The 14,718-nt window shown below is 52.4% G+C and carries 11 protein-coding genes; all 11 read right to left on the bottom strand.

Annotated features, from left to right (window positions below; genetic code table 11):
• Positions 1-89 precede the first annotated feature (89 nt).
• Positions 90-971: a carbohydrate ABC transporter permease gene (locus FPL14_RS17985; protein WP_182299079.1), complete on the bottom strand. Its 882-nt coding sequence runs from the start codon at positions 969-971 to the stop codon at positions 90-92.
• Between the two features lie 21 nt (positions 972-992).
• Positions 993-1,919: an ABC transporter permease gene (locus FPL14_RS17980; protein WP_182299078.1), complete on the bottom strand. Its 927-nt coding sequence runs from the start codon at positions 1,917-1,919 to the stop codon at positions 993-995.
• 312 nt (positions 1,920-2,231) lie between these two features.
• Complete coding sequence (locus tag FPL14_RS17975; protein ID WP_229263562.1) at positions 2,232-3,674, bottom strand: four-carbon acid sugar kinase family protein; 1,443 nt, start codon at positions 3,672-3,674, stop codon at positions 2,232-2,234.
• Between the two features lie 6 nt (positions 3,675-3,680).
• Positions 3,681-4,940 carry a ribulose-bisphosphate carboxylase large subunit family protein gene (locus FPL14_RS17970; protein WP_182299077.1) on the bottom strand — a complete coding sequence of 420 codons (1,260 nt, stop codon included), beginning with the start codon at positions 4,938-4,940 and terminating at the stop codon, positions 3,681-3,683.
• 16 nt (positions 4,941-4,956) lie between these two features.
• Positions 4,957-5,643 (bottom strand): aspartate/glutamate racemase family protein, encoded by a 687-nt coding sequence (locus FPL14_RS17965; RefSeq protein WP_182299076.1) that lies wholly within the window; start codon positions 5,641-5,643, stop codon positions 4,957-4,959.
• A gap of 34 nt (positions 5,644-5,677) precedes the next feature.
• Positions 5,678-7,402, bottom strand: a complete 1,725-nt coding sequence (locus FPL14_RS17960) for a hypothetical protein (RefSeq protein WP_182299075.1) — start codon at positions 7,400-7,402, stop codon at positions 5,678-5,680.
• Between the two features lie 349 nt (positions 7,403-7,751).
• Positions 7,752-10,466, bottom strand: coding sequence for an alpha-L-rhamnosidase (locus tag FPL14_RS17955; RefSeq protein ID WP_182299074.1), 2,715 nt, complete (start codon positions 10,464-10,466; stop codon positions 7,752-7,754).
• Positions 10,463-11,386, bottom strand: a complete 924-nt coding sequence (locus tag FPL14_RS17950) for a nucleoside hydrolase (protein WP_229263561.1) — start codon at positions 11,384-11,386, stop codon at positions 10,463-10,465. The genes FPL14_RS17955 and FPL14_RS17950 overlap by 4 nt, the downstream gene beginning before the upstream one ends.
• A gap of 39 nt (positions 11,387-11,425) precedes the next feature.
• Positions 11,426-12,922 (bottom strand): FGGY family carbohydrate kinase, encoded by a 1,497-nt coding sequence (locus FPL14_RS17945; protein WP_182299073.1) that lies wholly within the window; start codon positions 12,920-12,922, stop codon positions 11,426-11,428.
• A complete protein-coding gene (locus FPL14_RS17940) occupies positions 12,919-13,869 on the bottom strand; it encodes a transketolase family protein (protein ID WP_182299072.1) in 951 nt (316 codons plus the stop codon). The genes FPL14_RS17945 and FPL14_RS17940 overlap by 4 nt, the downstream gene beginning before the upstream one ends.
• Complete coding sequence (locus FPL14_RS17935) at positions 13,853-14,716, bottom strand: transketolase (RefSeq protein ID WP_182299071.1); 864 nt, start codon at positions 14,714-14,716, stop codon at positions 13,853-13,855. Before FPL14_RS17935 ends, FPL14_RS17940 begins: the two co-directional genes overlap by 17 nt.
• Positions 14,717-14,718 lie beyond the last annotated feature (2 nt).

The raw sequence follows: 14,718 nt of genomic DNA, 5'->3' as shown, positions 1-14,718 counted from the left end.
ATCGCAGATTATATATGTAAAACAAGTTGGAGTACAACGCCGGCAGATCCGGTCTGCACTCCAACCCGTTCAACACCGGATTGGATTGCCTACCCTTTGACGGAACCCAGCATGATCCCTTTAACGAAATACTTTTGCAGGAACGGGTATACGCACAGAATCGGAAGCACGGCGATAACCATCGCCGTAATCTGCATCGAGAAGGTCGTAACCCCTGTAACGGCTGCCGCACGCTCCGCGCTTTCCGCATCGAGCGGAGACAGCCCTTGATTAATGATCTCCATCATTCGGTAGGTTAACGTACGCAGGCTATCGTTGTTGACGAAATACGCGGAGTCGAGCCAAGAATTCCATTGCCCTACCCCCACGAACAGTCCCATTGCGGCTAATAGCGGCTTCGACAACGGTAAGATCAGCTTATAATAAATTTTCAGGTCGGATGCGCCATCGATTCTCGCCGACTCCTCCATTTCGGCGGGAATTTCCCTAAAGAAAGAAACGGCAACAATCAGGAAAAAGATATTAACCGCGCCCGGTATGACGTACACCCAGAAAGTATTGAGCAATCCCAGACCCCGAAGGACTACGTAGTAGGGGATAAGACCCCCTGCAGTATACATCCCAACGATAAAAAAGCTATAGTATAATTTCTGGAATTTAAGATTTTTGTAGGCTAATCCGTAAGCGGCCAAGCAGGTAAACCATATCGTAATGAATGCACCGACTATCGTTCGCGCTACGGATACGAAGAACGATTGCATCCATTTCGGATCGCTCAAAAATTCCGTGTAGTTGTTGAATGTAAAGCTTCTCGGCCAAAAATAAATTCCGCCCAGCGTAGAATCCAGTCCGTTATTGAATGAAATGACGACCATGTAATAGAAAGGATAAGTCGTTACAATGGCAATCAAGCCTAATATGACAATATTGATAAAATCAAAAACGCGGTCTTCATTTGTTCTCCGATGCATATTTCTCACCTCACTGTCTTGTTAGAATAAACCGCTCTTTGTTGCCTTCTTGGAAATATAGTTGCTGCTGAATACTAGAATAATCGCGATGATCGATTGCAGCAGATCAATTGCGGTTGCGAACGCATATCTGCCCTGCGCTAACCCCATCTTGAATGCATAGGTTTGCAGAATTTCAGACTTTTCGTTATTCATGACGTTCCCTAGCAAGTAGGATTGCTCGAAGTTGGAGCCGACCAGGCCTCCGCCCAGCAAACTGCCTACCGCCAAAATGAGCACGACGACGATTGTTCCTCTAATACCAGGCAATGTGATGTGCCATATTCTTCTCAGACGTCCGGCGCCGTCTATTTCGGCTGCCTCATAAAGCGAAGGATCCAAACCGCTGATCGCTGCCAGGAAAATGATGGCCCACCAGCCCGCTTCCTTCCACATCGCGCTGCCGACAGCCAAGCCCCAGAAGTAGTCCGGATTGCTTAATAGAGCGATCGGTTCCTTAATGATGCCGAGCGATAGCAGCGCATCATTGACAATACCGGAGTTCGTGGAGAAAAAAATAACGAGCAAGCCGGATACGACGATCCAGGAGATGAAATGCGGAAAGTAGCTGACGGTTTGCACGAATCGCTTAAAAAAACGACTCTTGACTTCGTTTAGCATGATCGCCAGCAAAATAGGCACCGGAAAGGTGAATACTAGCTTCAGCAAGCTGATTCCAATCGTGTTTTTCACTATTTGCTCGAAATTGTACGCATTGAAGAATTCTACGAAATACTTAAATCCCACCCACTGGCTCGTAAAAATGCCTTTAATGCCGGTAGTAATCGAATACTGCTTAAAGGCCATCAATATGCCGAACATCGGCATGTACTGGAAGATGAAGACGATCAGCATCCCGGTCAATACGAACATATGGGCATACTTTTGTCTTTTTATGCTGCTCCACATAGCTGCTCACTCCTTCTTACTCGCCATCTGTAATCGTTTCCATTTCACGTGAAAGCCGGATGAGCGATGTCATACTCTTATTCTAAAAGCATTGGCAAACGCTGAATATTGATGATAACTTAGATTGGTATTGCTCATTTTTAAGATCAACGCCTCCTGGATTAAGCCATTCCGAAGTATGACTTGCAATCCGCCGGGAGCAATGTGCGTTAATCGGTCGGTCGTAGAAAAAAATGCCCCGCACCATCCCTGCGAAATAAGGCAGGATAGTGCGGGGTATGGAGGGGCGTTCAATTGGGACATTCGCTCCGGCTATCGCGATCGATTACCGCTCTTCACGCGGCTAAAGAAATCGATGCCGCCGACTTGTCCTCCTTTGAGCACTAACTCTAGGCCGTTAAGCTGCGGATTCTCCGATGTCGCCCGGCACAGCGGCGCGCCGGGTGCTAATACGGCCTTGCACTCCAACGAACGGATACCGAGTTCGCGAGTCACATAGCCAGACGTGTCTCCTCCCGCGATAACAACACGGGTCAGCCCCGTCTCGATGAGGAGCGTACGAGCCAACGAGCCAAGGATTCCGCCTAGCCGCTTGCTGCTGTCCTCCGCTCGGCAGCCGTTGGCAACGAGCGCCTTGCGAAATCTCTCAATACTGCTATCGTTAGGTCCGGCAGCCGAAAATAAGAGGACGCTTCTCCCCTGCTCAAGCAGTTGCATGGCTTCATCCAGCAACTGCCGACTTGTTCGTTCCGCAAGATGAGGATCGATTAACTTATCGACAGGAATGCGAATTCCGGCGAATCCCGAAGCTAATGCGGCATTGATCTGATCTTCGGTAACGGGGGAACAGCTTCCCGACACGACCAGCAAACGTTCAACGGAAGATATGCTCGTCGGCACATCCGGCTGCAGCTCCGGCAACCGTAAGGATTTCCAGCATGCCGCTAACGCATATTCAATTCCGGAGGATCCGATCAAGAATGACCCTTCACTGCGTAAAGCCTCCTCCCAGAGCAGGTGCCCCGTTGTTTCCAGCCGCTCCTCATCCAGTACGTCGAACAGCAGCATGTCAGGCTGTTCATCCGCCAACTGTTGCTCCAGCCGCATACGAACGTCATCCAACTTGCCTTCTAATGCCAGAATGTCAAATAACGATATCCGATCATCGCACTGCGCTGAGAGATGCTTACGCAGATCCCCCTCTTTCATAGGCGTAATCGGATGCCTGGACATTGTCGGATGACGATCCAGCCTGTGCACCTCGGTCCCCGACTTGGCAAAGTGATTGCCGAACAAAGTATATCTTCCTAGGTAAGGCACTCCCGCAAGCAGCGGGATATACCTGCCGCCGAACGTTTCGCGGCCAATCCGAGCCGCAATGCCGATGTTGCCTATTTCCGGCGACGAATCGAAGGTAGAGCAGATTTTATAGTGTATGATTGCGGCTTCCGCTTTCTTAAGCGTCTCGAAGATCGGACGAAGCTCCCTCTCCGCTTCTTCAGGCGTGAGGGAACGTCCGATTCCCGCAACGCCGAAAGCATCCAAAGACGCGTAACGCTCCTCTTGCAATTGCTCATCGCTCGGCGGATCTAGGAATAGAGCCGACCTGACGCCAGCACGGAAGAGCGATTCCAATACATCCGTCGAACCCGTGAAATCATCCCCGTAATAACAGAGAAGCTTTCGAAAGCGGCCGCTAGACGTTCCTGAGGCTCCTCGGTTAGCATCCGATTCTTCCCGCGACCGCATGGTCATCGTTGCTCAGCCCTTTCCATATTTCTCAATCGCCCTCTTAAGCGATAGATGCGATTTCGCATATTCATCGAGCGGAACGCCTTTGACCGCTGCTTCCCAACCCAGTTTCATGCTCTCGAATCCGGCTGCGGCCCCATCCGGATGAGCCAAGATGCCTCCGCCGGCCAGATGCATGACATCTACGGATTTCGTAGCCGCATAAGTGTCTATAGCCGTTCCCGCCCACTGCCCGGAGGAGACGACCGGCATCGAAGCATACCCGCCGTACATCGGAGCCATGCATGCCTGAATGGAACGAACCACGGATTCATTGCTTTCGTAAAATTTGCTATTCAACCCGTTCACGTGAAGATGATCGGCTCCCGCCAGACGGCATAGCTTCTGATAGGCTGCAAACTCGAAGCCGAGATTAGGGCAGCGCGTCATCATCCCCCATTGATTGCGGTGCCCGTGAATCGGCACCTCGCTGTACTCGTTCAAATGGGCTAAACCCGCTAGCCCGACGCTCATGATGCTGACCATTACGCAGTTCCCGCCAGCATTGACAACAATCTCGTGATGGCGCTTCATCTCTTCGATGTCGCCTGTAATATTGAATGCATACATGATCTTCTTGCCCGTTGCGTCCGCTGCCCGCTCTATTGCCTCCATTACGGCCTTCACTTTCGCCTCAAGGGGCGCATATGGCGGATTGGCGTTCAACTCGTCGTCCTTAATGAAATCCAAACCCGCTTCGGACACTTCGATAATCATCTTCTGCAGCTGTTCCGGCGCCAATCCAATACTAGGCTTGACAATTGTTCCTAGAATCGGACGATCGTACACGTTCGTCAGCTTGCGCGTTCCTTCTATCCCGAATTTGGGCCCGGGATATCGATCCGCGAATGCGGACGGCAGCTCCAGATCGACTAGTCGCAACCCGGACAATTGCTGCAACTCGTACAAATTACCCGCTATGGCAGACATCAGGTTCGGAATGGAGGGACCGAAATTGTGCAACGGGAAGGACAACGTCACTAACCCCCTGCGGTAAAGCCCGTCATGCCCAGCGGGCGAATCGGAACCCGGAAGCGTCGGCGTTCCTGCCGTTTCAAGATCCACAACCTTCTCGATTCGAGCACCGAACTTTTCTTTCAGCGCATCGGTCTCACCCGGTACCGCAGTAAACGTTCCGGTAGATTGCTCTCCTGCGATCACTTCAGCCGCAAGCTGCAGGGAATAGGGCGTTTCAACGAGGTACGTGGCATTCACTCGATCTTGTTTCATTGGGACGACCTCCGTTCTAGCTGTTGCTTCCCGCTTGCTCGCGATCAAGCTGCTCCAATACCGCTTTCACCTGCTCTACGCCAAGATGCGGACTAGACAGCACCGGCTTCCCCGTCGCCTCATGCAACGATTGCGCCATACGTGCCATTGAGCCCTGCGCCAGAACAAGCACATCCGCTTCCCCGGAAATTCGCTTGGCCGTTTCCAGCAATATCCGATCATGCTCCTCGGGTCTTCCTCCGACTAGCGAATCGAAAGCCCCGATCGCAAGACCTTGAATCAAATGAATTTCTTTGCCAAGCAAGGAAGCTTCCTTCGAGATTAAGCGCATTGTCGGATCAAGCGTAGAAGGCAGCGTTGCGAGTACGGCAATCGTAGAGAACTCGGCAGCCGCATTTGCCGCCATCGCCTGGTCAATCTTGACAATGGGAATACCGATCAACGAACTTGCCCTGTCCACAACCTCTCCTACGGATGAGCAGGTGTTCAAGATGACGTCCGCTCCAAGTTCTTCGGCATTATGATAGTACTGCACTAGTCTTCTTGCGACTCCCGGAGGAACATGTCCGGCTTGTACAACGTCTCCGATCAGACTATCATCGATAATATTAACAAGCCGAACGTTCGGCAGCTTTTCTTTGAATACCGCTTTTAACGGGTCCGCCAATCCTTGACCGGTATAGACCGCTACAACCGTTCTCATATTCATTGCCTCCGTTACGCTAAAATAGGTAATCTTACCAGACCAACTCTTTGTCTATGCGACGTAATGAACCATCGCGCATTGGTGCTTTATCGAACGTTCGGCGCCCGGAGTAGAAAGGATGCTTCGTCCCTGACGGAGAAATAGCGACAACATCGTCTCCACGCCACGTCGTCTCGAACGTCTGACCGATTGCCGTTTCGGTCGTTGTACGGTGAGATAATGGGAACTCAATTGTAATTAACTCTCCGGCTTTCGCCGCGCCAAGCAACAGGAAGTGCTCGTTTACCCAGGTGCTTGGTTCGTTTCCTCTGCCCGTGCTCGTCTCGCCGTCCAATTCACGGGTATAGCTAACCTTCGCATAGCCAGCCCATTCCGGAATGCGAACCTGCAATCTTGGAAGATCACGATGAATATGCAGCACCAGCTTGCCCTCATGCGGCAGATAGCTGTCCACATCGAGCCAAATAGAGCCGCGGTTGAGCAAGAAGTTAACGCTGATCGCGCCTTCTTTCTCCGTGATCGTATTGCTCCAGCCCATGTACAAACCGCGGGTTCCCGAGCCGAGGCAGCATATCTGCAAATCATTCGTATGTCCACGGCCGTAATTCACATCGCAGCAGAAGTCGTTAGGCGCAGAATAACCCGCGAATGCGCCGCGCGTACGTTGGCCGATATTTTGGAAAGTTATCTTGCCGGTAATTTCCTTTGAGAGGTCGTCCGTCTCCTTCACCCAATCCATATCCAAAAGCTGCGATTCGGCGAGATGATTGCGAATATATCTTTCCACGGTTCCCCAATACTTCGTGTAGCCGCTCTTTGCCAGTGTGATTCCCGTAGCAATCAGGTCGACCAATGAGCAGGTTTCATGCTCGTAGGCCTGCTCCTTCAGATCTCCCGGCGTCCAGCCGAAAGCCGTGCATTGAGTCGTTGCCCAAGCGAAGCTTTTTTCTACATAGCTGATTAAAGCCGCATCCCCGGTAAATACTCCGAATCGGGCAAGCGCGTCCAGCGTGCCAAGCCGGGTATGGAAATGCCCGCTGCGGTAAGCGAGCGAATCGTTAAAGCTGCCGTCCGGGTTGAACACCCCGCTGCGCTGTACGATTAGTTGCGTGAAAAATTGGCACAGCTCGAACGCATCCTGATTTCTTGTCAGTTCATGATACTTAAGCAAAGGCATAACTAGCCGTCCGCAGAAAGCAGCGGGATCCGGAGCGAGTCGCAGCAGGATCGCGTTGGAGGAAGGCCAGCCGCCCTCCTTGTATTCCGATGCAGGATAGTACCAGACGTCCCGTTCCTTAATGGCCACGCGTTTAAGTGCCGCGACATGTTTGTCCGCCGCTTCTTTCACCTTCAAGTCTCCTGTCGCCATATACCAGGACGTAAGCGATAAAATGACTGCCCGCTGATCGATTAAGTTAGCATTAGGCTCCCAATTGTGGTTTGGATTCGTCTGGCGATAGCTAAGTCCGTCATCTTTGAAAAACGATAACAGATTGGAACGGTATATCTCTTCAATATCTGCACCAATCGTCTCACCCGACATATGGCGAGCCAGTACCAACGCATCGATCATACGTCCATGAGAAGAGCCGTAATCCCAATCTCCGTGAGTCAGGTTGGCAGGGTCCGTCATGAGATTCGCCGCAAAAAAAGGAATATGGTTATAATTCCGGTCCGCCATACCTAAGATGGCATTCATCGCAATTCCGGCTCTATCCTCTAAAGTCAGCGTATCGGGCAATCTTCGTTTCTCCATATTTGAAACTCTCCTCCTCGTTGTTCTCTACTGCTTGCGCTCACAGTAACAAATAACAATTGCTCTCACAAGCGATGGTTTCTAAGCTCTTAAGATTTATAGGCGTTGAATCATTTTTTAATCTAAACGACAAACCGGCTATTCCGAAGAGGGTTTTTAGCAAATCAAGTAAGCCCATGCATAATCGCATGGGCCTCTCTCTCCGAGCCGGTATCTTTCTCGAACAACCTTTCAAATCCTTATCGATCTTGTAAAGGCGGTTCTTGATCCATCCAATTCCATTCATTATTCTAATAGCTGACTGATGATGTTCTCTTATCGATAGCAACCCTTTCCGCTTTCCCGCATCTCAAGACGGAGTGCTTACGAACTCGTAAGTGCCCGACAAGATTTCGAATACCAGGCTGCCCTCGGCTTCTCCCAATGCCTTGAAGCCTACCGGAGCTCCAACGGGCCTACCGTTAACGGATACGTTGCCTTTCGGAACCCAAACGGTAGCGGTCGTATTCGGCGGGATTGCGACAACAAGGCGGAACGGGCCGTTGTTCTCCTGCTTCCAATGCGTGGAGATCGTGCCGTACAACGATTCGTAGGTTGCTTCCACCTCTGTCAGCGTTCCGCCCGGACGGGGGCGAATAATGGCGTGACGGAAGCCGGATGCCGCCGCGTCCGTTTCTATCCCGGCCATATAGCGATACATCCATTCCCCAACGGAGCCGAGAGAATAATGGTTGAAGGAGTTCATGGTCGGTGTCTGGAAGCCGTTGTCCTCCGTCCAACCGTCCCATCTTTCCCATATGGTCGTCGCGCCGTGCTTGATCGAGTACATCCAAGAAGGAAACTCCTCTTGGGTTAACAGTTGATACGCGACATCCAACCGGCCATTATCCGTTAGCGCAGGAAGCAAGTAACCTACCCCTAGGAATCCCGTAGACAATCGATCGCCTCGCTGCTTAATATCAGCTGTCAAGTGGGCAACTGCCTTCTCCCGGAGCTCATCGGTCAATAAACCGAATTGCAGCGCTAATACGTACACGGTTTGGGTGTGGCCTCTGATGATTCCCGCATCATCGACGAATGCCCCCCGGAAAGCCGCCGCAATATCCTCGAACAACGCCTTATAATGCGCCTCGTCATCCGTTCTGCCTAGTACGCCCGCAATACGAGACAGCAGTTGTGTACTATAAGCAAAATAAGCCGTTGCAAGCACTTCGTTAGGCGTATCCGCACCAATCGATAACCAGTCTCCGTAATTCGCATAGTTCGGACGAACAAGGTTATCCGTCGTGCAACGTAAATATTCAACCCAACGTTCCATGGCGCCATAGTTGGTCTCCAGAATACGCGTATCTCCATACATCAGATACAGAGTCCATGGAATAACGACCCCCGCATCCCCCCAACCCGAATTGTCCGGCGCATACCAATTGAGTCTCGTGTTCCACATTTTATGCCGAATCCATCCTGCATCCGGAGCGACGTCCGTGAATGCGCCCGACGGCTGCTGGCAATCCAGCATATCCTGATAGAACTTGGTGAAAAATCGGGACACGTCCATATTGTAAGATGCCGTGCGAGCGAATATCTGAGCATCGCCAGTCCATCCCAGACGCTCGTCGCGCTGCGGACAATCCGTTGGAACCGATAGGAAGTTGCCTCTCTGACCCCATGTAATATTCGAATATAGCTTATTTACTTTCTCGTCCGAAGTGCGAAGACTTCCGGTCTTAGGCGTATCGGAATGGACGACCTTGCCGACAATCGTCTCAAGATCGGCTTCACCCGGATATCCGATCAATTCGACATAGCGGAAGCCGTGAAAGGTGAAGTTCGGCTCGTAGCGCTCTTCTCCTTCTCCCTTGAGGATGTAATGATTCTGCTGAACGGCTACGCGTAAGTTATCCAAATACAACGAACCGTCCGGATTAAGCATCTCCGCGTGACTAAGCGTAATTCGCGTTCCGCGCTTACCGCTGACGACCGCTTCGGTCCAGCCCACCATATTTTGTCCCATATCATAAATATAGGTTCCATGGTCCGTCTTGCGGATGCTGATCGGCTTAAGTACTTCCGTTGTCCGAATCGGAGGTTCGAGAGTAGCGCTCAGAACGCCATTGTAGCCGGGACGCACATCCGGAATCTCCCAAGCGGAGTCGTCGTAATCGGCCGTGTCCCAGCCCGTCAGTTCCTTCGTCGCATCGTAGGTTTCGCCTTTAATCATGTCGGAGTAGAGAATCGGACCGGTCGTTACCGCCCAGCTGCCGTCGGTTACGACGCTGTCTCGGCTCCCGTCTTCATACTCGATATTCGTTTGCAAGAGGAAGAAGGGTCTTTCCCCGTACACTTTATCGCCGAGAAAACCGACCGTTCCCGAATACCAGCCATCTCCCACGATCACGCTGAACGTATTGTTTCCCGACTTAAGCTTGTCGGTGATGTCATAGGTCTGTACTTGCGCGCGAACGTTGTAATCCGTCCATCCCGGCGCGAACCAATCCCCGCCGATCCGGGCTCCGTTCACGCTCAGCTTGTACACGCCGAGAGCGGTCGCATACGCCGTTGCGCGTTTAACAGGCCCCCGAATAGAGAATGTTTTACGTAAATACGGGGATGGCAACAACTCCTTTTCGAGCTCCGGTCGATGCTCATCCTCCGGCGAAGCCTCGGCCCGATTCAGTACGGGCTTGCGTCCGATCCATTTCCCCTTCCAAGCCGATCGGGAGAGCAACCCCATACTCCAGAATGCAGGGTCGCTCCATTCGGATTGCCGATCGTCTCCATCCCAAACGCGAACCTTCCAATAATAAAGGCCCTCCTGCTCAAGCGGTTCGCCTTCATAGACAATCTGGATGGATTCGCCGGAAGCTACTTTACCGCTATCCCACATATCGGCAGCTTCATCATCAAGCTGCTGCAGGGAGGAAGCAACGAGAATTTGATAAGCGGTTTGTCTTACGGCTTGCTCCTCTGTTTCTATTCTCCAGAAAAGGCGGGGCGCAAGCGTGCTTAGCCCGAGCGGATTAATCGCATATTCCGTTTTGCAGCCTACTATCTTTAGAGTCATGATGACGTTCTCCCCTTCTCTTCATTATAAGCGTGGAACAAAACCAGCTTGGCGTACATATCCTCAAGAGTGAATCTGGAATCTACATAACGATAAACGCGGATAATTCGCCCATCCTCCCGGTCCTCGTAACTCATATCCTCCCGGATATAAGGAGCTTTGCGGAGATCGTATTCGAAGGTGTGGTCATCGATCAGCAACGAAACCGCCGGAGAATCCCCGAGCATCCACATCTCGCCTTTAGGCCACCTCGCGCCATGTCTCGGCAATAAGTTGAATTCGACAAGCTGCTCATAAAGATATCTACCGATTTCTCCATAGGGGCGAACTCTAACCGCTAGCTCAGCCAAGCTAACCCGGATCATGGAATAGACGTTCTTAGGAACCTGCCATAACGGTATCGGAGACTGAAACACGGTATTAGCAGCTTTAATATCGTTTTGCAGATTAAATTCCTCCGCGCCGTGCGGATACGTTCCGCCGCCAATCCAAACCGCTGTCAACCGGTCTGCAATTCGCGGCTCCATTAAATAAGCTGAAGCCAAATCCGTTAGCGGACCGAGGAAAATGACGTACAAAGGAAGCGGATCATCGTTCAATGCCTCGCGAACGATAAGCTCGGCTCCTTCGGAGACGACGGGGGTCGATGCATCCTTAAGCGCATGCGGAGCACCCCTGTAGAGAGGAACGGCGTCTTCCATTTCCATGAGCTTCAACAGTTTGCTTGCTTCGGCATACGATTCCTCCATCGTCGTTGCCGTACGTGTTCCGAAGTGCGCCGCTATTATCCCGGCGATATGGAACCTTGGCGTGAGCAGCGCATGTACGATCGCATATTGATCATCCGCTTCGTTCGCGGGATCGGTATTAATAATGACGCGTATTCGTTTGTTATCGGCAATTCCGAAGGGCATGATCATGTTATATACAGCTCCTTTGAGAAATCTACGCGGTAACCTTTAATTTAGTGTCGCTTCTGCGGTAAGAACAGCCTTAAGGGCGGCTTGCCAGCCTTTATCCAAGCGATTGCGTTCTTCCTCATCCACAATTGGGATATAGGCGTGCCGCTTACGGTAGAAGCCGGCCAGATCTTGTTCGTTGCTCCATACGCCGAGCGCCAACCCTCCGATGTAAGCCGAGCCGAGCGCGGATAGCTCCGCGGCCTCGGAGGAGACGACCGGGACATTCAGCAGATCCGCTTGGAGCTGCATCAATGTCCCATTCGTAGTTGCGCCCCCATCGACGCGAAGCTCGGCGAGGGGCATGCCCGTATGCCGCTCCAGCAGACGGACCGCGTCCGTCACCTGGTAGGCTATGCTCTCGAGCGTGGCGCGGAGCAGATGGCGGCGGTCGGAGGAACGGTTCATTCCGATGAAGGCAGCGCGGGCGCGCGGGTTCCAATGCGGTGCGCCGAGGCCGATGAAGGCCGGCACGAGGTAAACGCCGCCGGTATCCGGAATCGCGCCGATCAACTGTTCAAGCTCTTCGAAGGTGCGATATAACCCCATCTGATCGCGAGCCCAATTCAAGCTATCGCCCGTCGAATGAATGATCGCTTCGAGCGCATACTCTACGCGGCCGCCGACTCCCCAAGCGATGGCCGAGACTAATCCGCCCGATCCTTGAATGGGCTTAGCGCCGACATTCATCAGAATCGATGTCCCCGTACCGAAAGTCCCTTTGGCCATGCCGGGAAGTATACATTGCTGACCGAACAAAGCCGCTTGCGAATCTCCGATCACGCCTGCGATCAGAGCCCCTTCGGGGAACAGCTCCGGTTCGTCTATCCGTCCGAATACGTGATCGCTTGGATACGCCCGCGGCAGAATACTGAGGGGCACGCCGAAGAGCTCGGCCAGCTCCTCATCCCATTGTAACGTATGAATATTAAATAACTGCGTTCTGCTCGCATTCGTGTAATCGGTTGCATGAACGACTCCGCCCGTTAGCTTCCACAAGAGCCAGCTGTCTACCGTACCCGCCATCAACTCATCGATCGGATGATCCGCCGAATGATGATCGAGCAGCCAGCGCCATTTGGCCGCGGAGAAGTAGGGATCGAGCAGCAAGCCTGTTTTAGCTTGCACAAGCGCCTCTTGCCCCTCTTCCTTCAACCGATCGCAGAAATCCGCGGTGCGGCGACACTGCCAGACGATGGCATTCGCTATCGGCAAACCTGTTTTCCTGTTCCAGATTAACGCCGTCTCTCGCTGATTCGTAATCGTAATGCCCGCGATCGCTGCGGGAACCAATTCCGCTTGAGTAAGCACGCCCCGAATAACGGACTTCACGTTATGATAGATCTCTAAGGGATCGTGCTCCACCCATCCCTCCTGCGGATAATACTGCTGATGGGGCAACGCGAGCTTACTCACGATGCGCCCCTCTTGATTCGTTAAGATTGCCTTGGTTCCTGTCGTGCTCTGGTCAATCGTCAGCAGAATGGAACCGTTCATCCTGGCTGCCCCTTCTTTGCTAACCGCTCTTGAGCGATCGATAACACGTTCTCTGCCGACAGGCCGTAATGGCGGAAAATCTCCGAAGTTTTCCCGGCAATCGCCGGCTCGTCGGGTATTCCCAGAATATGAACGGGTACGGGGCAAGCTCTCGAGGTTACTTCGGCGACCGCCGCGCCAAGCCCTCCATAGATGCTGTGCTCCTCGAGCGTAATAATAAAGCCGGTTTCCCTAGCAGCGCTTAGTATCGCTTCCTCATCTAGCGGCTTAATGGTATGCATATTAATCACTCGCGAGCGAATGCCCTGTTTCGCCATGAGTTCAGCTGCATCTAACGCAACCCGGACCGTTTCGCCTACTGCGATTAGAGTCAAATGCTCGCCATCCTGCAAGCGAACCGCCTTGCCGATCTCGAACTCGTAATCCTCCGACTCATAGACGTCATCAACGGGATTCCGGCCAATTCGGACATATGCGCCGCCATCGTGTTTAACGAGCGCCTCCGTCAGCTTCTTCGTCTCGTGTCGATCCGCGGGTATAACAACCGTTAATCCCGGAATCGCCCTTGTTACCGCATAATCCTGCAATGAATGATGCGACATCCCAAGCGCTCCATAACTCACGCCTCCGCTAATCCCAATAAGCTTAACATTAGTTCCCGAATAAGCGACATCTACCTTGATCTGTTCGATGCTGCGCATGCTCAAGAAACAAGCGGGCGAAGTGACGAACGGTATTTTGCCGCTGTGCGCTAACCCGGCTGCGATACCGACAATATTCTGTTCGGCGATACCCGTCTCTACGAATTGCTCCGGATATTGCTTGGCAAAAGGAGCCATAGCCGCGGACCCTCGAGAATCGCTGGTCAACACCATAATATCTCGATCTGTTTCCGCCAGCTCCAATAGCTTCTCGCACATGGCCTGACGATTAGGAATGGTTTGCATAGCTAGGGTCGCTCCCTTCAACCTGATTCGTAATCGCTGCGGTCAGCTCTTCAATAGCTTGCTGCAGTTCGGCATCATTCGGAACATGGTGGTGCCATGCCGGAACGTTTTCCGCGAAAGACACGCCCTTACCCTTAATCGTATTCGCAATAACAAGCGTAGGTTTATCCGCTGCCTGCGGTGCGGATTCGAACGTATGCACCAGTTGTTCATAATCGTGTCCATCAATCGAGATGACGTTCCAGCCGAAGGCTTCCCACTTCTTATCTAACGGATCCATTCCCATAACATCCTCTGTGGAGCCGCTTATTTGCAATCTATTTCGGTCGATAATGCCCACGAGATTATCTAGCTTATAATGAGCGCCCGCCATCGCGGCTTCCCATACGGAGCCTTCCGCTTGCTCCCCGTCGCCCATCAGACAGAATACCCGGCTAGGCCTGCTATCCTTACGTGCGGCCAGCGCCATGCCTACGGATACCGACAAGCCATGACCGAGCGCTCCTGTATTCATCTCGATCCCCGGCACCTTGTTATTCGGATGACCGATTAGCCGCGTTCCGAACTGACAGAATGTAGTGAGCTCCTCCTTGGGAAAATAGCCAAGATCGGCGAGGATACACCAGAGCGACTCCACGGAATGACCCTTACTCGCAATAAAGCGATCCCGATCCGGCCATTTCGGGTTCAGCGGGTCATGGCGCATGACGTGATAATAGAGTGCCGTTAACACATCGGTATTGCTAAGCGACCCGCCGGTATGCCCCATCTTTGCCCCATGTATGAGCCTAAGCAGGTCCATGCGGATTTGTATTGCTTTATTGCGCAGCATATTTGTCGTTGACATTC

Source organism: Cohnella cholangitidis (genome assembly GCF_014107495.1).
GTDB lineage: Bacteria > Bacillota > Bacilli > Paenibacillales > Paenibacillaceae > Cohnella > Cohnella cholangitidis.
This window is presented reverse-complemented; position numbering and strand designations above follow the sequence as displayed.